We start from the raw sequence: 17298 nt of genomic DNA on the forward strand, positions 1-17298 counted from the left end.
CGGAGACGGTGCTCGGCCGAGGACCTTGGCCTTGGCGCGCTGGTACTCCTCGTCCGTGAGCCTGCCGGTGCTGTGCAGTTCCGCGATCCTGGCCGGCTCGTCGGTGGTGGAGGGGGGAGGTGCCGGCGGCCTGGCGCACGTAGGAGCGGAAGTCCGCCTCGCGCTCCTGCCGAGCGCCGCGTCGGTCGGGGCGAGGACGGCGCCCACGAGCGCCGGCTCCCACCCGGTGAGCCCGGGCAGCAGCCGGCCCAGCGCGATGCCGAGCACCAGGCCGATGCCGAGCAGTCGGCCCAGTAGGGCGGTGTCGCTGCGCAGCCAGGCGTCGCGAGGCGAGCGCGTAGGCGGCGGTGACGCCGGCCACCGCCACACCGGCCCACCCGGCGTCACTCACCGGTCCCGCGCCCACCCGTCCGCGGGTCCGTGGAGGTGGCGACCCGTCCGGAGGCCGCGAGCAGTGCCAGGACGGCGAGCACCACGAGGAGGACGGCGAGCAGTAGCAGCACGGTCAGCGCGGTCGGATGGTTCCACAGAGCGAACACCAGGGCCAGGACCAGCACCACCGCGAGAACCAGCCGACGGCGGTGGGCATCGATCCAGGTACCGGCCCGCCCGGTGCGCACCCCGTGCCGGTCACCCCAGCGGGCGACCGACTCGGCGACGCTGTCCGCCCGCCCACGGACCGTCTGCGGCAACCGCCCCGCACCGGACGAGTAGGCACCGAGCGCCACCACCACACCCAGGACGATCCCGGTGCGCAGACTGATCCGCAGGAAGTGCAGCAAGGTGTCGAAGACCGCCGCCGCGGCCGCCTGGGACTGCACCGCGGCAGGCAGGTGGTGGAGATAGTAGTGACGGGCCACCACCAGGGCGATGGCCATCAGCAGACAGCCGCCGGCCGCACCCAGGGCCGTGGACACCAACGCCCGACGCCTGCGCCGCGCCAACAGGACACCGATCACACCGAGCAGCACGGTCACCACGGGCATCCAGTTGCCCACCACATCGAGGGCGTGCGCGGCTCCCCGGATCTTCGCCAGCTCGTCGGACTGGAACAACACCAGCCGCTTGTTCACGTCCGGGATCTTCTCCGCCGGCGACAGCCCCGCGGCCACCAGCTCCTCCTTCAGCCGGTCCACCACCGCCCCGACGTCAAGGCTCACCGTCCCGTCCGTGACCTCCACCGGGCCCCGACCGTGCCCGGTGAGCACCTGGACCACCGCCGTATGGGCGAAACGGTTGGCCTGCGTCCACACCGTCACGAAGGTGTCACTGTGCACAACCTCCGTCGCCGCCTTGGTCACCACCTGGTTCACCGCGTCGTCGAGCTTGGGCCCCAAGGACTTGACCGCCGACGCGGCCCGCGGCGGCACACTCCGCGACTGCAACCAAGCGGCCAGATCAGACATGACCGCCGGACCGTCCACCCGCACGTCCACCGCGTGCGCGATCCGGTCGACCGCCGCGTCCTGAACCGCAGGATCGCGCGCCAGTGGAGCGACCGTGGCGACGTACCGGTCCGTGTCCAGGACGATGTCATGCACCCACACGGTCAGCAACGAGACCGGCACCAGAATGCACGTCAACGTGATCAGCACCGCCGAGACGGTACTCATCACGATCCGCCCCACCCTCGAAGGACGCCCGCCCCCGGAAGGCGGACCGTCGTCCCCCGCCCCACCGGCCCCCGGCACGGACTTAGGACCTGGCGGCTCGTTCATGGGGACTCCCACCACTCCACGCGGCCGGAACGCCGCTGACCACCATTGCCCCGTAAGCCCCGACGCCCGGCACCCCGGGCTAGGCCGCCCGGAGGAGAGACGAGCCGTGCCCGGGCTGCCGCGCGGTGTGGCGCGCACCGCCGTCGTCGTCGCCGGAACGGCGGACGCCGTGGCCGACCAGGTCTCCCGCCGTCGGGCGAGTCGTCGTGATTCAGTGCCCGACGGTCACCTTGGCCGCCACGATGACCAGGCCCAGGAGCAGGTTGACCGCGCCCTCCGCGGCGGCCTGGCCCGATGAGGCGCCCGCCCGGCGGGCGCCCAGCGTCGCCCAGGCCACCTGCTGCGTCACGGCGACGCCGAGGGCGAACCAGGCGTTCTCCCCCATCCCCAGCCAGGGACTGACCAGCACCGCCAGGGCCGGCAGCGCCGCCGCCTCGACGAGTGGCCACTCGTGCCGGCCGGTCAGGCGCACCTGGCTCCAGGTGACCCGGCGGCCGACCTCGCGCTGCCCGGCCACGTGCGCGTAGACATGGGCGATCCAGAAGACGATCCCGGTGCCCACCAGCAGCAGGATGAGAGACAGCCGCGGATGCGATTCGTGGAAGCCGGAGGCCGCGATCACGGAGGCCGCCAGCATCGAGCCGTAGACCGCGCCGGCGTAGTCCGTCCGGTCCCCGGTTCTGTCCGGGACCGGTTCGGGCGGGACGGGGGTACGCCCGTGGGACGTTGTCACGGCGCCTCCTCCTGTCTCCACGCCGAGGACGACCGATGAAACCCGTTGCCCCGATCCTCCCCGGTTTCCCAGCGCTCGGCCTGCCTGGCAGGTGAATCCCCGGGCCGTTGCGCCGAACGGCGGGCCGCCCGAGATGCCGCACACCATCCCCTCCCCCAGTCTTGGACGGAATCCGAGGTGCTCGCGTCGGCGACGAACCGCAGCGGCGAGCGGGGTGCCGACATCGACCGGAGGGAGAGCGGGGTGGGGGAGCAGCGTGGTCAGCCCAGCCGCGCTCACTGGATCCGCACCAGATCAGCCTGGCTGCGGGGGCGGACGGCCACGCTGCGTGATGCCCCGTTCCCGCGCCGACTCCTGGCGCAGCTGATCCACATCCAGGTTCTGGACATCGCCACCCGCCTCGCGGCGCAGGCGTTCCTGACCGCCGTCCCGGTGCTGTTCGTGCTGGCCGCCTTCATGCCCCATGAGGTGCGCAGCAGCGTCTCCGAGTCCCTGCGGACCGTCCTGGGGCTCCACGGCGCCTCGCTCGACGAGATCAAACAGGTGCTCGAGACCAACGGCCGGACCACCACCGCCAAGGCCTTCGGCGGCGTCGGAGTCCTGGTGACCCTGCTCTCGGCCACGAGTTGCAGCCGCGTCCTGCAACGTCTGTGCGAACGGAGCTGGCACCTGCCCCATCTGTCGGGACGTCTGGCAGCATGGCGGTGGCTCGCCTGGCTATTGGTGTGGCTCGCCGGCCTGACCATCCAGGGGCAGGTGCGGTCCGGATTCGGGGTGGGCGACGGCCTCGGGTTCTTCCTCTACCTGGTCACGGCCACTCTGCTCTGGTGGTGGACACAGCACCTGCTGCTCGGCGGCCGTGTCCCCTGGCTCCCGTTGCTGCCGGGGGCCGCGCTGACCGGTGCCGCACTGACGGCGCTCGCCTCGGGATCGAAGCTCTACATCCCCCGCTCGCTGAACCACAGCGTGACCCAGTTCGGCCCACTCGGTCTGGTCTTCACCCTGCTCAGCTGGCTCATCGTGGTGTTCACGGCCATCACGCTCGGAATCGGCATCGGGTACGTGGTGGCCGGCCAGGGCCGACTGGCCCGGCTACTGGCGACTCCGGCTCCGGCTCCGGCGGACGGGGAATGACGGTTCCCGCACGGCCCCCGCGTCGGTGGGCGGGACGTACGCCCCTTCGCCGGGTCGGTCCCGGCTCGGTCATCGCGCCAGCGCCACCCGGGTGGGCGCCCTTGCCGGTGGCCTCGCTGTAGGCGATGGCGAACCCGGCAACCGCCAGGCCCATCACCACGGTCGCGGGCATCCGGTGCCGCTCGACCCGGGTCTTCAGCAGAAGGGCGAACCGGCGGATACCGGTGCCGAGCAGGGCCGCCGCCACCCCGATGACCAGCGCCCAGCCGAACTCGGTGATGTCGGGTCGATCCGCGTACGGCACGCTCCTCAGCGCCAGGGAGTACGTGCCCAGACCGGTCCAACTGCCGAGGCCGATGAAGAGGAGGGAGCCGATACCGGCTGCGAGCAGGCCCGGGACCAGGACCACCCCCAGTAAGGGGCCTCCGAGCCCCGAGGCCTCCATCAGCAGGAAGGCGCCGAGCAGTGGCGATCCCAGCAGGGTGCTGACGGCCGCGAAGCTTCCGGCGGCCCCGACGACGGCGGCGACCTGCGGCGGGACGTCCCGACCGGGCCGCTTGACGGCCAGCACGGCCAGCCCGCCGCCGAGCGCGATCAGCGGTGCCTCCGGGCCGAGGACCGCGCCCAGGCCGAGGGTGGCCAGCGCGGCGAGGAACACGCCCGGAAGCTCGATCGCGCCCGGGGCGCCCGAGGTCGACAGGCCTTCGGTCGGCTCGTGGCCGCCGGTCCCGGGGAGGTACCGGACGGTCGCGCCGACCAGCAGTCCGGCGACGCCGAGCAGCGGCAACGGCCACCAGGGCGGTGTCCCGTGGAAGCCGAGGCCCTTCGGCAGGTCCGTGTAGGTCATCGACTGCAGCTCGGAGACCAGGGCGAGGAAGCCGTAGGCCGCGGCGGCGATCAGCACCCCCAGGACGGCCGCCAGCGCCAGCAGTTTCAGGTAGCCGGAGGTACGGACGACGACCGCCGCATCCGGTGGAGCCGCGCCGGGTGCCGGGGACCGGGGGTCGGCCGACAAGCTCATTTCCTCCTCGGCGCCGGTCTGCGCAGCGAACGCGGCGGCGGCAGCCGCGTCCCCGACGTCTATCACGGAGCAACCACCGCCCCCGGGCCGTCCGAACGCAACCGACCGGCGGCGCGCGAAGCATCACTCGAACGGCCCACTGCCGCCCTCCGGTGCTTCGCCGCTCCACCCGCAGCCGCGTTCCGCCTCGGCAGCCATCCACCCAGGGCCCCGACGAAGGCCCAACTCTGTTACTGGATGGGCGATTTCACTCGCATTCCGCGCTCGGCGCCGGTTCGGGGTCGTCCAGGTCCCACACCAGGTGGTCGGCCAGGGCGACGAGACCGTCGATACGGGCGATCTGGAGGCAGAGCGCGGCGGCGTCGCCGCGGGTGCGGGTGCGGCCGCCGATCGAGAGCAGGCCGCGTTCGCAGCGGACGTGCAGGGAGCCGGGGACGACACCGGTGCCGGGGGTGAGGGCGAGGGCGAGCGCCTCGGAGCCGATGGCCTCGTCGTCGCGGCGCAGGGCGTCGAGGAGGTCGTGCGAGGAGAGCAGGCCGATCAGGCGGCCGTCGGTGTCCACGACGGGCAGGTGGTGCAGGGCGTGTTCGGCCAGCAGTGCCACCGCGCCGGTGACGCTCGTGTCCTCGGTGACGGTGAGCGCCGGGGCGGCCATCAGGTCGCGGGCGAGCAGTTCGTGCTGCGGGTCCTGTTCGGCGTAGGCGGCGAGCAGGTCGGAGGCGGCGACCACGCCGGCGACGGTGCCGTCGGCGGACACCACGGGCACGATGCCGCGCCGGGAGGCGCTCAGCACGGCGGCCACGGTGGGGAAGTCGGTGTCGGGGGTGACGGCGATGCCGGGGCGGGTCATGCAGTCGCGGACGGCGGCTCGGCCGGGTGGGCGGGCGGGCTCGGCGGCCGGAAAGGTGTCGGCCGCCGTGCCGTCGAGGATGCTGTGCTTCACGGTGTTCACTCCCCCTCGGCGGCCGCAGGGCGCCGCAGCCGTCGCAGGTAGGGGTCGAAGGAGGGCCGGCGTTCTAGGCGGATCCGGGCGTCCACGCAGACCGCGCCGTCGGGGTGGAGGATGACGGGGTTGAGGTCGGCCTCGACGAGCTCCGGGAAGTCGTCGGCGAGCCGGGACAGCCGGGCGAGGACGGACCGTACTGCGGCGAGGTCGACGGGTGGCGCCCCGCCGTTCCCCAACAGCATGGGCGCGCTGCGCAGTTCGGTGACCATGGTGGTCAGGTCGCGATCGCTCAGCGGGGCGAGCCGGGCCACCCGGTCGGCCAGCAGGTCGGCGGCGGTGCCGCCGAGGCCGAGGACGACCAGCGGGCCGAACACCTGGTCCTGGACCACACCCGCGAGCAGCTCCACGCCGGGGGCGGCCATCGGCTGGACCACCGCTCCGGCCAGCTCGGGGTCGAACTTCCGCGCGAACTCCCGGTAGGCGGTGCGCAGTTCGGCATCGGTCGCCAGTCCGGTGCGGACGGCGCCCGCAGCGCTCTTGTGGACCTGCCCGGGCCAGTACGCCTTCAGGGCGACCTTCCCCTCGTACCCGAGCCGGCGCAGGCCGGTGGCGGCGACGGAGGCCGTGTGCTCGTCGCGGGCCCACACCAAGGTGGCCAGCGGCAACCCGTAGGCCTCCAGCAGGTCGGCGGTCGACAGCGGGTCGAGCCAGCCGCCTTCGGGGTGGGAGGTGAGGTAGCCCTCCACCACACTGCGGGCGGCGCGGCGGTCGCAGTCCGAGGCGGCTGCGGGCTCGGGCGGCGGTTCGGCCAGCCAGCGGGCGCGGTCCCGGGCGTGGGCGAGGGCACGGGCGGCGGAGAGGCTGTCGGAGTAGGCCGGGAGGCTGCCGCCGTCGGCGCAGGTGCGGTACCGGACGGGCACCTGCTGCTCGAGCAGCACGGCCGCGACCGGGACGCGGCGCCGAGCCGGGCCCTCCAACAGGGCGCACACCGGGTCCTGGCCGGGGGTCTCGCACAGCGCCGTCGGCGCCAGGCACACCAGGATCGCGTCGACGGCCTCCTCGCGTTCCAACGCCCGTAGGAACAGGGCGAGTTCAGTGGGGCGAACCGCCGCCGTGGTGTCCACCGGGTTGCGGACGGAGGCGCCGGGCGGGAGCGACTTCCCCAGTTCCGCCGGGAGCTCCGGCACGACCAGCCCGGCCTCGACGCAGGCGTCGGCGGCCAAGATGCCGATGCCGCCCGCGTTGGACACCACGGCGACCGCACCGCGCGGGGCGGGTAGCGGCTGGGCGTGCAACAGGGCGGCGGCATCGACGAGTTCCTCGATGCTGTGGGTGGCCGTGACGCCCGCCTGCCGGAACAGTGCCTCCCGGGTGACGGTGGGGGTGGCGGCGGCCGCGGTGTGCGAGGCGGCACCCCGGCGGCCGGCGGTGGATCGACCGGCGTCGACGGTCAGCACCGGGATGGTCCGGGTGACCCGGCGGGCGGTGCGGGCGAAGGATCGCGGGCTGCCGAAGGACTCCAGGTGGAGCAGCGCGAGGTCGGTGCGATCGTCCGCCTCCCACCACTGCAGCAGGTCGTTGCCGCTCACGTCGTACTTGTCGCCGAGCGAGACGAAGCTCGACACTCCGATGCCCAGCCAGGCCAGTCGCTGGAGCAGCGCGATCCCCACACCGCCGCTCTGCACGGCCACCCCTGCGCTGCCCGGCCTCGGGAAGGCGCCGCCGAACTCGGCGTCCAGCCGGACGGTGGGATCGGTCTGGGCCATGCCCAGGCTGTTCGGTCCGACCAGGCGCATGCTGTGCCGGCGGCAGGCCCTCATCAGCCCGCGGGCCTCCTGCGCCCCGAGACCGGAGGTGAGCACCACCAGCGCCCGGACCCCGGCGGCGCCGCACTCCTCGGCCACCCCGGGGACGGCACCGACGGGCACGGCCAGCACGGCCAGGTCCGGCACGGCGGGCAGCGCGCGGACGGACGGGTAGGCGGGCTCGCCGTCGATCTCCCGGGCGTGCGGATTGACCGCCCAGACCGCGCCCGCGAAGCCGCCCCGCCGGATCTTCCCGAGGACGGTCCGCCCGACCGAGCCCGCCCGCCGGGACGCCCCGACCACCGCGACCGAGGCCGGGCGCAGCAGCGCCCCCAGGCTCGCGACGTCGGCGCGGCGGCCGCGTTCGTCCACGGCCGAGCGGTAGCGCTCGTCACTCTCGTCCAGCGGCACCCGGATCCTCACCTCGCCCAGCGCGTAGCGGCGCTCGACCGGCAGCCCGAGGTCGGCGAAGACCTGGTGGACGGCGCGGTTGCCGAACAGCGTGTCGGCCTCGAAGAAACGGATGCCGGCCACCCGGGCGGCGTGCACCAGGTGTTCCAGCAGCAGGGTGCCGACGCCCCGGTGGTGCCAGCGGTCGGCCACCGCGAGCGCCAGCTCCGCCGTGTCCGGCGGGTCGTCCAGCAGCTCGCAGTCCGCCTCACCGATCAGCTCCTCCCCCACCCAGGCACCGAGCGCCAGCAGACCGGCCCGCGGCGACCCGCACAGCCGGTCGGCGGCCTGCGTGGGTGCGTTGCGGCTCAGACCGAAGAAGCGCAGCCGCCGGCTCTCCTCGGACAACCCTTCGGCATGCAGATCGAGCACGGCCCGGTGGTCCTGCGGCCCGAGCGGCCTCAGTTCCACCGTGGTGCCGTCGGTCAGCAGCGCCTCGGCGGTGGTGTGCGGCGGGTGGACGGTGGACATGGCGCCTCCTCGGCCGTCGCCGTGCTACCCCTCCAGCCTCCGCGTCCGACCGGCGTCACGCGAGGGCCGACCGGCCCCGTCCCGGGGCGCCGAACGGCATTGCGCCCCGGTGTCGTGGGAGGAGACGCTGGTGACGGGACCGTTCACCACCCGACCGCACGATGCGGAGCCCGCCTTGCCGACCGGGATCCTGCCGGAGGGACACCCCGGCAGCGCGAAGACCACCGCGGTCCGCCGCCTTGCCGTGCTGCTGCGGGCCCGGGAGACCGCCGGCTTCACCATCGAGGAGATCCGTACGGGCGGCACCCGGGTCGGCTTCGCCCTGGAGACGCTGTCGGGCGAGCGCGCTCGTCGTCCGCTTCGCTCGTCCCCGGCGGGCCGATGATCAGCGCGGTTCGCCGCGCCGGCGGGACGTACGGCTCGCACCGTTCCTGATCGGCGGACGGACATGTCGACGTCTCGTCACGACCCGCAGCACGGGTGTCGCACCCCGCCGGGGGGTTTCGATCCTCGTCGATGCGATGACGACGGAGCAGGCCGTCGCCGCGCTCACCGGTGACATCGGACCGCTGCCCTCCGAGCTGCTCGCCCGTCTGCTGGCCGGGACCGGGCGGTGGCCGCTGCTGCTCAGCCTGGTGAACGGGGTGCTCCTCGACCGGCTCGCGGAGGGCGCCGGTCCAGGGGAGGCTGCCCGGTGGGTGCTCGGGCGCCTGGAGTCGTCGGGCCCGGCCGCGTTCGACATCGACCCGGCGGACTCGGCGGACCGCAGCCAGGCGGTCTCCGCCACGGTGGACGCCAGCCTGGAGTTGCTCGGCCCGGACGAACGCGAGCGCTACCTCGATCTGGCGGTCCTGCCCGAGGACGCCCCGCTGCCTTCAGGCCTGCTCACCCGGCTGTGGGGCACCGCGGCGGACCTGTCGCCGAACGACGCGGAGCGGCTGCGCGCACGGCTCGTCCGGCTGCGGCTTGTCCTGCCTCGTTGGCACGACGGTTCGCCCGCCGTCGGTCTCCACGACGTTCTCTGTTCCTGGCTGCGCCACCGGCTCACCGCCGGGGAGTTGGCGCTTCGCCACGGTCTGATGGTCCAGGCGGCGTCGGGGCTGTTGCCCGCCCCGACGGATCCGGGCAGGGCCTGGTGGGACCTGCCCTCGGAGCCCCGCTACCTGTGGCAGCGGCTGCCGTACCACCTGGCGCGCGGGCCGGCCGGACGGACGAGCGCGACGCCCTGGTGTGCGACCTGCGCTGGGTGGCCGCGAAGTCGACCCGCCTGGGCTCCTCGGTGCCCACCGAGACCGACCTCGCGGACGTGCCCACCGATCTCGCCCACTCATTGCGGCAGTCCCTCGGGGCCATCACCCACCTGCTGCCCCCCCGGCGACCCGCCGCCGGTACTTCAAGCCACGCTCTACGGGTACCTCTCCGGCGTCCCCGAACTGGAGCCGGTGGTGACCTCGTACCGCAGAAGGCTGTCCTCGCCCCAACTCGCCCCCGCCTGGCCGCTCCCGGACCAGCCGCGCACCGGCGCCCTCCGCGTCCTGACCGGGCACGTCAACGGGGTGTTCGGAGGACATCCGGGTCCTCCGCCGCATCCCGCCGGCCGCACGAGGTGATGTCAGCAGGCGGCGGCCAGCGAGTCGACGAGGATGCCGAGTCCTTCCCTGGCCTCGTCCTCGGTCAGGGTGAGCGGGGGAGCCATCCGTAGGGTGTGGCCGTAGAGGCCGCCCTTGCCGATGAGCAGGCCCCGCTCCTTCGCGTGCTCCGACACCCTGGCGGCCAGCGACGGGCTCGGCGCTCCCGTGCCGGGGTCGATCAGGTCGACGGCGAACATCAGGCCCTTGCCGCGGACGTCTCGCACGGCTGGAAGCCGTTCCACCCCGGTCCGCAGGCCGTCGATCAGCAGGTGGCCGAGCCGGTGGGCGTTGGCCTGGAGGTCGTGGGCGAGCAGGTGGTCGAGTGTGGCCTTGGCAGCCGCCGTCGCGATCGGGTTGCCGCCGAAAGTGGAGATGCCGTTGGCCGGAAGCGCGTCCATCAGCGTGCCGTCCGCGACGACACCGCCGATCGCGAAGCCGTTTCCCAGGCCCTTCGCGAAGGTCATGATGTGGGGTGTCACGCCATGGGCCTGGATACCCCAGAAGTGCTCTCCGGTGCGGCCCCATCCCGTCTGCACCTCGTCCGAGACCAGCAGGATCCCGTACCGGTCCAGGATCTCCCGGTATCTCGCGAGGAGTCCGTCCGGTGCGGCGGTGAAGCCTCCGACGCCCTGGATGGGCTCCACGATCAGGCAGGCGACGTCGGTGGCGGTGGCCGTGTCGAGGACGTACTGCAGATCGTCCGCGCAAAAGGCCAGGAACTCCTCGTCCGACAGGTGCGGGAAGCGTGCGCGGTCGGCGCCGTGCAGGTAGTGCACGTTGACGGGCGAGAGCGAGGAGTTCTTCCAGCTCCGGTTGCCCGTGACGGCCGTGGCCGCGTACGAGCGTCCGTGGTAGCTGTTGCGCAGGGCGAGCACCTGGTCGGACCGGCGGGCATTGGTGGCGAGCAGCAGCGCCGTCTCGTTGGCCTCGGTGCCGGAGTTGGTGAAGAACACCTTGGCGTTCGCGATGCCCGACAGCTCCGCGATCTTCTCGGCCAGCTCCACCTGCGTGCGGATGAGATACAGCGTCGAGGTGTGCGCGACCCCGGTGCGCAGCTGCCGCTCGACGGCCTCCCGTACCTCGGGCACGTCGTACCCGAGCATGTTGGTGAGGATGCCGCCGAAGAAGTCGAGATAGCTGCGCCCGTCGGAGTCGGTGACGCGGCGCCCCTTGCCGCTCACGATCTCGATCGGTTCGTCGTAGTAGAGCGACACCCACTTCGGCATGACCGCGCGATGGCGGTCGAGCAGGTTCGACATGCGAGGCTCACTTTCCTGGCGACAGCATCGACTTCGCGTCGATCGGGCAGCCGGGCCGCACGGACGGCTTTCAGGCAAGCTACCGTGCCCCCGGTCCGTGGGACGGTCAATCGGGGACGACACGGGCCGCGACTCCACGGCCGCGACCCGCAACTGCTCTTCCTCGTGGTGCCGGCCTGCCACCCCCTCCGTGCGGCGGTCGCCAGGCCTCAGCGTCGCCCGGCGCCTGGGAGACCCGGGCCTGCATGCCCATGCGCTGCGTCACCATGGCAACGAGCTGCGCAAGTCCGGCTTTCACCTTCGTGCGCTGGACCGGCTCGGGCAAGCTCGCGACACCGCCCGCACCGACACCGAACGCGCCGAGGCGGTCGTCCTGCTCGCCCGCGCTGCCGGAGCCGCCGGGAACGCCGCAGTCTTCGACGAGGCGGTCGAGGACGGCCGCCGGCTCCTGGACCAGGCGGTGCCCAGCGCCCTGTTCTCCGAGTTCACCCTCCACGAGGTCCGTCTTCGCGGCCTCATGGGCACCGGCAGGGTCGCGGAAGCGGTACGGCAGCTCGACCAGGCGCCTGCCGCCGGACTCGCAGCGACCTCCCAGTGGCGGATCATCGCGGCGATCACTGCCGGCGAGGTGCTGCTGCGGCAAGGGGATGTGACCGGAGCTACTCAGCAGCTGACCGCCGCGGTCGACGGGGCGACTCTCCACCGTCTGCAGCATCGGCCCGAACGGGCAGCCAGCCATGGAGTTCCCCGACCCCAACAACCTCAACAACCGGTGGACGGTCACCTTCGCATGCCGGACCGCCCCCGGGACGACGACGCCGCTCCAGGTGGCCTTCCCGAGGAACGTCGGCACCGGGCAGTACCTCGGCCTGCTGGATCGTGGTGGGCAGGGGTTCCCGACGCTCTTCCAGGGACCGTCTCCGATCGTCGTGTTGGACATCGCCAACACGAATCCGAACGACTTCCACGACCGCACCGAGCCGTGACCTGACCGTACGGACGGAGGGAACGCGCGGTTGCATCAGTCGACGGGCGCGTGAGCGAGGACGGCGTCGAGCAGCCCGGGGAAGCGGGCGTCCAGCTCCTCGCGACGCAGCGAGACGTAGTTGTAGCGGCCCTGGGTGCGGGTGTGGGTGAGGCCGGCGGTGCGCAGGGTCTTGAGGTGGTGGGAGCGGGTGGACTTGGCCAGCTCTCCGCCGAGGTGGTCGCAGATGGACTCGGCGTCCAGGCGGTCGAGTTCGGCGATGATGCGCAGGCGTGAGGGGTCGCTGAGTGCGAAGAGCACGCCGGTGATGGTGACGGCTTCGATGGGCGGGGCCGGGTACTGGGGCATCGGGCGCCTCCCTGGCGACTTGTCGATGGCGGTGGCGGTGGCGACCATTGACGGTGGCAACTGTTTTAGAACTATTGAACTGTAGCGCGCGGGCCCGCTACAGTCCCCACTGTTCGATAGATCCAGAACAGTTGAAATGGAGCCCCTTGTGGCCGCCAAGCCAGCACCCGACCACACGTCCACGATCCCGGGACCGGCCACGACAAGCGGCCGGCGACAGCCCACAGCGGCACTGGTACTGCTCTGCCTGGCCCAGTTCATGGTGCTGCTGGACGTGTCGATCGTGAACGTGGCCCTGCCCACCATCGGCACCCAGCTGCACCTCGCCGACGTCGGCATCGACTGGGTCGTCAACGCCTACGCCGTCGTCTTCGGCGGCTTCCTGCTGCTCGGCGGCCGCACCGGCGACCTCCTCGGACGCCGCCGCACCTTCCTGACCGGGGTGGCGCTGTTCACCCTCGCCTCCCTCGGCTGCGGCCTGGCCGCCACCGGCACCGAACTGATCGCGCTGCGCGCGGCAGCGGGCTTCGGCGCGGCCGTCATGGCCCCCGCAGTGCTCTCGCTGATCGCCGAGAACTTCCCCGAACCACACGAACGCGCCCGCGCCATCGGCATCTGGGGCGCCATCTCCGGCCTGGGCAGCGGAGCCGGCATGCTGCTCGGCGGCATCCTCACCTCCACCGCCGGCTGGCCCTGGGTCTTCTACGTCAACATCCCCGTCGGCCTGCTCATCCTCGCCGCCCTGCCCCGCGTCACCACCCGCAGCACCCCGGCAGCCGCGCCCCGCACCTTCGATGCCCCCGGCGCCCTGACCGTCACCGGCGCCCTGCTGCTCCTGGTCTACGGACTCTCCCAGGCCCCCGAACACGGCTGGGCCAGCCCCGCCGTCGCCGGCTGCCTCGCCGCCGGCGCCGCCCTGCTGGCCGCGTTCGTCCGCATCGAAGCCCACGCCGCCCAGCCGCTGCTGCCACTGCCCCTGCTGCGCATCCCGTCACTGCGCGGCGCGGCCATCTGCGGCGGCCTCCTCTACACCGGAGCCTTCGCCGTCTGGGTCCAGATCGCCGTCTACCTCCAGCGCCTGTGGCACTACAGCGCAGTGCGCACCGGCCTGGCGATCCTGATCTGCAACATCGCCATCGTGCTCGCCGCCCGCCTCACCCAGCGCTACATCCCCCGCACCGGCCCCCGGCCCCTGCTCCTCACCGGCATCGTCTGCCTCGCCCTCGCGACCGCCGCCTACGCCCGCCTCCCCCTGCACGGCAGCTACGCGGTCGACCTGCTCGCCCCCCTCCTGCTCAACGGCCTGGGCCTGGGCCTGACCTCGGTGACCGTCGCCGCCGCCGGCATGTCCGACGTCCCCGCGGACCGCTCCGGAACCGCCTCGGGCATCCTCAACACCACCCGCCAGATCGGCGGAGCCATCGGCCTGGCCCTCGCCGGCACCGTCGCCGCAGCCGGCACCAGCTCCTACACCCACCACCACCCCACACAGACGGACGCCGCGCTCCTGCACGGCTACCACCTCTCCTTCGCCCTGCTGGCCGCACTGGCAGTCGCCGCGCTGCTCGCAGCAATCACCCTCTTCCGCCCCACCAACCGAACCAGCGCCGCCGCCCGATGAGCCGCACCAGCACACACATGCGACCAACGAGTACCCGCCCACACAGTCCTCCGAGAGCGGCCCCGGAACGCAAGGCGTTCAGCGAGGTCGCCGACGCGATCGCCAAGCCGAACCTTTCCGGCGGCGGCACAGTGATCGCCTCCTACAGCCGCCTGATCGAATTCGCTCACCGCGTCAGACGCGCCCTCCACGAACTCAACACCTCCACTCTCACGAAAGTTGTACTCGCCGAGGCCGCGACCGAACTCGCCGCCGTCGAGAAGGCCGAGCACGTGATCTGACCGGCCGTACGCAGCAAGCCTTCCTGCTGAGCCGCGAGGACGCCTCCCCCGTCCAGGTCACCGCCGCCGACCGCGTCCTGGAGCAGGACCCGTTCAGCCCGGCCCGCGTCTCGGTGGTGGCGGTACGGGCTTCGCATTCGAGGTCGGAAGAGCGGGAGGCGAGGAACCGGTCGGCGACGATCGCGGGGACCCTCAGGGTGAGGGTTTGTCGGCCCCGGTCGGCAGCGGTGAGGCAGGCGACGGGCACGCCCGTCAGTTCGTCGTCCAGCACTACAGCTGGCCCGCCATCACCCAGCGATACGCCCAGATGTACGACCGCGTGCTGGCGAGCGTCCGCGCCTAGCACCCGCAGGCCCCTCGGCCGGCAAGGCCTGCCCCGGTCCAGTGTGGACCGATCAACGATCAGCAAGTCGTCGCCACCGTCCCGCTCGACGAGCAGGACGAGCGGCCAACAACCCCTCCGCAGTAGGTCCGATCTCCACGGGCGGGGCAGCGGCTTCCCGCTGCCCCGCCCGTCGCATCAGGCTGAACCAGTGACGGTCCTTCGGTACACACTCATGTACGTGAGGCCGCGCTGCGCCACACCACTGGAGGCGATGACCGGCGCGGACGCGGTGATCACCGTGACGGAATGGCCGGAGCTGCGGGATGTCGCCTGGGACGAGGCAGCGGAGGTCATGGCGCGTCCACTGGTCTTCGACGCCCCCCAGGCCGGGTGGCGGATCGCGGATCTGGAGTCCGCAGTCGAGCGGGCCGATGAGCGGGTGGCCGCGTGCGTGGCCCGACTGGAGGCGGCCAACGCTGCCGTCGCCGACGCCCACGGCGCCGCGGTGGCGGCCGAGGCCGATCACCGTGCGGTCGGCGAGCGTGTACCCAGAGCGCGTCAGGAGCTGGCGGCCGCCCGCGCCCGGCTGTCCGGCGCTCGGGAGCACGCCTCGCACCACCGCGAGTACGTAGACGCGCTGACCGCCCGCCACGACGCGCCGCCGGCCGTCGATCGGGGTCTTCGTGGCGGGCTTCGTCGGCTGCTGCAGAGCACCGCCGACCGGCAGGCCGCCGAGCAGCATCGCGAACGCACCCACGCCGAGATCCTGCACCTGCTTGTCCAGCAGCGGCGTGCCCTGGACGACGCCGTGGAGCAGGTTGCCGACGCGGTCCACGCCGAAGCCTTGGCCGTCGACCTCTACACCAATGCCGACTCGGCGGTCACCGAAGCGGCCGGCGCGCTCGCGACCGCCCGGGCCGCAGTGCAGGCCGCTCTCGGCCGGGAAAACGCGGCGGCCGGCGATCTCTCGGGTGCCCGCGCCGGCGCCATGGCGGCGCCGCGCGAGTTGGACGCCGCCGTCGCCGATCTCGACGCCCGCTACCGCCCGGTGCGGGAGGCCACCAGGGCGCTGCCCTCTCTACCGCTCGGCTGGCTCCACCTCGATGAGCGCGACCAGGAACTCGGCTCGCCGTGGTCCGATGAGACCTGGTCGACCGCCCGCAGCGACCTGTTCCTGCGTGCCCTCGACTTGCACCGCGCCCTCGTCACTGGGGCCGCCAAGAAGGTCCACGGCAACCTGCAGGTCCTCATGGAGCTGATGACGAACACCAACGGGCCGATCCCCGACGATGAGGTCGAACGCGCCTGGCAGACCCTCTTCCTCCTGGTCCCGGTCGTCTCCACCACCTTCTCCTCCGTCGGCAGCATGTTCGCCCGCCTCGGGCAGGGCAGCATCGGCTGGGTCCTCGTCGACGAAGCAGGGCAGGCCACCCCGCAGGCCGCCGTCGGCGCACTGTGGCGGGCCCGCCGCGCCGTCCTCGTCGGCGACCCCCTCCAGCTCGAACCCGTCGTCACCATGCCCACCGCCCTCCAGCGCCGGTTGCTGCGCGCCTACGACGTCGACGAGCAGTGGCTGCCCTCGGCCACCTCCGCCCAGGCCGTCGCCGACCAGACCAACCGCTACGGCACCTACCTGCCCGCACCTCACGGCGACGACGACCACGTCTGGGTCCGCTCGCCCCTGCGCGTCCACCGCCGCTGCGAGGAACCGATGTTCACCATCAGCAACGACGTCGCCTACGGCGGCCTCATGGTCTACGGCACCCCCGGCAAGCCCTTCCCCGACGCCGAACGCCACGGCCTGCTGCCCAGTCGCTGGCTCAACACCGACGACCCCACCCGCCCGCCCGACGCACCCTGGGGCGAACGCGACCGCCGCGCCTTCGAATACGCCCTCAACCGCCTCGACCAGCACGGCATCGACCTCACCCGGCTGCGCATCATCGCCCCCTTCCGCGCCCTCGTCGCCGAGTGCAAGAAGATCTGCGGCGACCGCCCCGGCTGGACCTTCGAAGTCCTCGACGAGCGCTGCGCCACCGTCCACAAGGCCCAGGGCAAGGAAGCCGACGTCGCCATCCTCGTCCTCGGAGGCGGCCGCCCCGGCGCCCGCGACCGGGCCGCCCGCACCCCGCACCTGCTCAACGTCGCCGCCAGCCGCGCCAAACGCCGCCTGTACGTGATCGGCGAACGAAGCCTCTGGGCCCCACTCCCACACTTCGACGTCCTCGCCACCGAGGTCGAGGTGTTCGACCACGTCCGTGACCGCGAGACGTGGCGCCCAGGAGAGGAGTCACCAGTTGCTCAGCACGGTTAGGCCGAGAGGTCCGCGACGCGCTCCTCACCCGTCGGCTGCTCTGGCAGCCGGATCACGAGGCCCTCCGGATCGCTGCCGAAGAACGCGCGGGTCATGGCTCGGCATCTACGGTCCCTTCCTCCTGCTCGCCGGGCTCGGAGCGGCGGCCGGTCGCCGATTCGTGTCCACGTACTGATCTGAGCGCTCCAACAAGTACGGAGTTATGTGCACCACTCACTGCCGGGGCGATCATGTCTGGAACTGCTATAGCGTGCTC

Annotated in this window: 16 protein-coding genes; 8 read left to right on the forward strand and 8 right to left on the reverse strand. The window is 72.6% G+C overall.

What is annotated here, in order from left to right; all coding sequences use genetic code 11:
* Positions 1 to 383: 383 nt before the first annotated feature.
* Together ABZW30_RS34345 and ABZW30_RS34350 are read right to left on the reverse strand one after the other, a co-directional pair.
* Complete coding sequence (locus ABZW30_RS34345) at positions 384 to 1613, reverse strand: hypothetical protein (RefSeq protein ID WP_355675153.1); 1230 nt, start codon at positions 1611 to 1613, stop codon at positions 384 to 386.
* 316 nt (positions 1614 to 1929) lie between these two features.
* The gene (locus tag ABZW30_RS34350; protein WP_355675154.1) at positions 1930 to 2451 is read right to left on the reverse strand and encodes a hypothetical protein; all 522 of its coding nucleotides are present in this window, start codon (positions 2449 to 2451) and stop codon (positions 1930 to 1932) included.
* A 243-nt stretch (positions 2452 to 2694) separates the two neighbouring features.
* Here ABZW30_RS34350 and ABZW30_RS34355 point away from each other — a divergent pair, with 243 nt between their 5' ends.
* On the forward strand, positions 2695 to 3585 hold the full coding sequence (locus tag ABZW30_RS34355; protein ID WP_355675155.1) for a YhjD/YihY/BrkB family envelope integrity protein: 891 nt from the start codon (positions 2695 to 2697) through the stop codon (positions 3583 to 3585).
* On the opposite strand, the gene ABZW30_RS34360 is transcribed toward ABZW30_RS34355, so the two are convergent.
* From ABZW30_RS34360 to ABZW30_RS34370, 3 genes are all read right to left on the reverse strand, one after another.
* A complete protein-coding gene (locus ABZW30_RS34360; RefSeq protein WP_355675156.1) occupies positions 3488 to 4672 on the reverse strand; it encodes a chloride channel protein in 1185 nt (394 codons plus the stop codon). The genes ABZW30_RS34355 and ABZW30_RS34360 overlap by 98 nt on opposite strands.
* 181 nt (positions 4673 to 4853) lie before the next feature.
* Positions 4854 to 5549: a CBS domain-containing protein gene (locus ABZW30_RS34365; protein WP_355675157.1), complete on the reverse strand. Its 696-nt coding sequence runs from the start codon at positions 5547 to 5549 to the stop codon at positions 4854 to 4856.
* Between the two features lie 5 nt (positions 5550 to 5554).
* Complete coding sequence (locus ABZW30_RS34370; RefSeq protein ID WP_355675158.1) at positions 5555 to 8278, reverse strand: bifunctional GNAT family N-acetyltransferase/acetate--CoA ligase family protein; 2724 nt, start codon at positions 8276 to 8278, stop codon at positions 5555 to 5557.
* Between the two features lie 130 nt (positions 8279 to 8408).
* Here ABZW30_RS34370 and ABZW30_RS34375 point away from each other — a divergent pair, with 130 nt between their 5' ends.
* Both ABZW30_RS34375 and ABZW30_RS34380 read left to right on the forward strand, forming a co-directional pair.
* Positions 8409 to 8663: a nucleoside-triphosphatase gene (locus ABZW30_RS34375; RefSeq protein WP_355675159.1), complete on the forward strand. Its 255-nt coding sequence runs from the start codon at positions 8409 to 8411 to the stop codon at positions 8661 to 8663.
* A gap of 136 nt (positions 8664 to 8799) precedes the next feature.
* The gene (locus ABZW30_RS34380; RefSeq protein WP_355675160.1) at positions 8800 to 9888 is read left to right on the forward strand and encodes a hypothetical protein; all 1089 of its coding nucleotides are present in this window, start codon (positions 8800 to 8802) and stop codon (positions 9886 to 9888) included.
* A 2-nt stretch (positions 9889 to 9890) separates the two neighbouring features.
* Here ABZW30_RS34380 and ABZW30_RS34385 read toward each other — a convergent pair whose 3' ends face one another.
* Both ABZW30_RS34385 and ABZW30_RS34390 read right to left on the reverse strand, forming a co-directional pair.
* Entirely contained in the window at positions 9891 to 11168 is a 1278-nt protein-coding gene (locus ABZW30_RS34385; RefSeq protein ID WP_355675161.1) for an aspartate aminotransferase family protein, read from the reverse strand.
* A 106-nt stretch (positions 11169 to 11274) separates the two neighbouring features.
* Positions 11275 to 11883 carry a hypothetical protein gene (locus ABZW30_RS34390; RefSeq protein WP_355675162.1) on the reverse strand — a complete coding sequence of 203 codons (609 nt, stop codon included), beginning with the start codon at positions 11881 to 11883 and terminating at the stop codon, positions 11275 to 11277.
* 22 nt (positions 11884 to 11905) lie between these two features.
* On the opposite strand from ABZW30_RS34390, the gene ABZW30_RS34395 reads away from it, so the two are divergent.
* Positions 11906 to 12154 (forward strand): hypothetical protein, encoded by a 249-nt coding sequence (locus ABZW30_RS34395; RefSeq protein ID WP_355675163.1) that lies wholly within the window; start codon positions 11906 to 11908, stop codon positions 12152 to 12154.
* Positions 12155 to 12189: 35 nt separating this feature from the next.
* Here ABZW30_RS34395 and ABZW30_RS34400 read toward each other — a convergent pair whose 3' ends face one another.
* Complete coding sequence (locus ABZW30_RS34400; RefSeq protein ID WP_355675164.1) at positions 12190 to 12501, reverse strand: transcriptional regulator; 312 nt, start codon at positions 12499 to 12501, stop codon at positions 12190 to 12192.
* Between the two features lie 148 nt (positions 12502 to 12649).
* On the opposite strand from ABZW30_RS34400, the gene ABZW30_RS34405 reads away from it, so the two are divergent.
* The 4 genes from ABZW30_RS34405 (at position 12650) to ABZW30_RS34420 (ending at position 17042) form a co-directional block, all read left to right on the forward strand.
* Positions 12650 to 14122 carry an MFS transporter gene (locus tag ABZW30_RS34405; protein ID WP_355675165.1) on the forward strand — a complete coding sequence of 491 codons (1473 nt, stop codon included), beginning with the start codon at positions 12650 to 12652 and terminating at the stop codon, positions 14120 to 14122.
* A gap of 17 nt (positions 14123 to 14139) precedes the next feature.
* A complete protein-coding gene (locus ABZW30_RS34410) occupies positions 14140 to 14403 on the forward strand; it encodes a hypothetical protein (protein ID WP_355675166.1) in 264 nt (87 codons plus the stop codon).
* A gap of 205 nt (positions 14404 to 14608) precedes the next feature.
* A complete protein-coding gene (locus ABZW30_RS34415) occupies positions 14609 to 14746 on the forward strand; it encodes a hypothetical protein (protein ID WP_355675167.1) in 138 nt (45 codons plus the stop codon).
* 220 nt (positions 14747 to 14966) lie between these two features.
* Positions 14967 to 17042 (forward strand): AAA domain-containing protein, encoded by a 2076-nt coding sequence (locus ABZW30_RS34420; RefSeq protein ID WP_355675168.1) that lies wholly within the window; start codon positions 14967 to 14969, stop codon positions 17040 to 17042.
* Positions 17043 to 17298: the final 256 nt, after the last annotated feature.

Source organism: Kitasatospora sp. NPDC004669 (assembly GCF_040609455.1).
Lineage (GTDB): Bacteria > Actinomycetota > Actinomycetes > Streptomycetales > Streptomycetaceae > Kitasatospora.

Coding starts and splice junctions, on each gene's coding strand:
- ABZW30_RS34345 (WP_355675153.1), bottom strand. CDS start 1,613: ATGAGTACCGTCTCGGCGGTGCTGATCACGTTGACGTGCATTCTGGTG.
- ABZW30_RS34370 (WP_355675158.1), bottom strand. CDS start 8,278: ATGTCCACCGTCCACCCGCCGCACACCACCGCCGAGGCGCTGCTGACC.
- ABZW30_RS34380 (WP_355675160.1), top strand. CDS start 8,800: ATGACGACGGAGCAGGCCGTCGCCGCGCTCACCGGTGACATCGGACCG.
- ABZW30_RS34385 (WP_355675161.1), bottom strand. CDS start 11,168: ATGTCGAACCTGCTCGACCGCCATCGCGCGGTCATGCCGAAGTGGGTG.
- ABZW30_RS34390 (WP_355675162.1), bottom strand. CDS start 11,883: ATGCTGCAGACGGTGGAGAGTCGCCCCGTCGACCGCGGCGGTCAGCTG.
- ABZW30_RS34395 (WP_355675163.1), top strand. CDS start 11,906: ATGGAGTTCCCCGACCCCAACAACCTCAACAACCGGTGGACGGTCACC.
- ABZW30_RS34400 (WP_355675164.1), bottom strand. CDS start 12,501: ATGCCCCAGTACCCGGCCCCGCCCATCGAAGCCGTCACCATCACCGGC.
- ABZW30_RS34410 (WP_355675166.1), top strand. CDS start 14,140: ATGCGACCAACGAGTACCCGCCCACACAGTCCTCCGAGAGCGGCCCCG.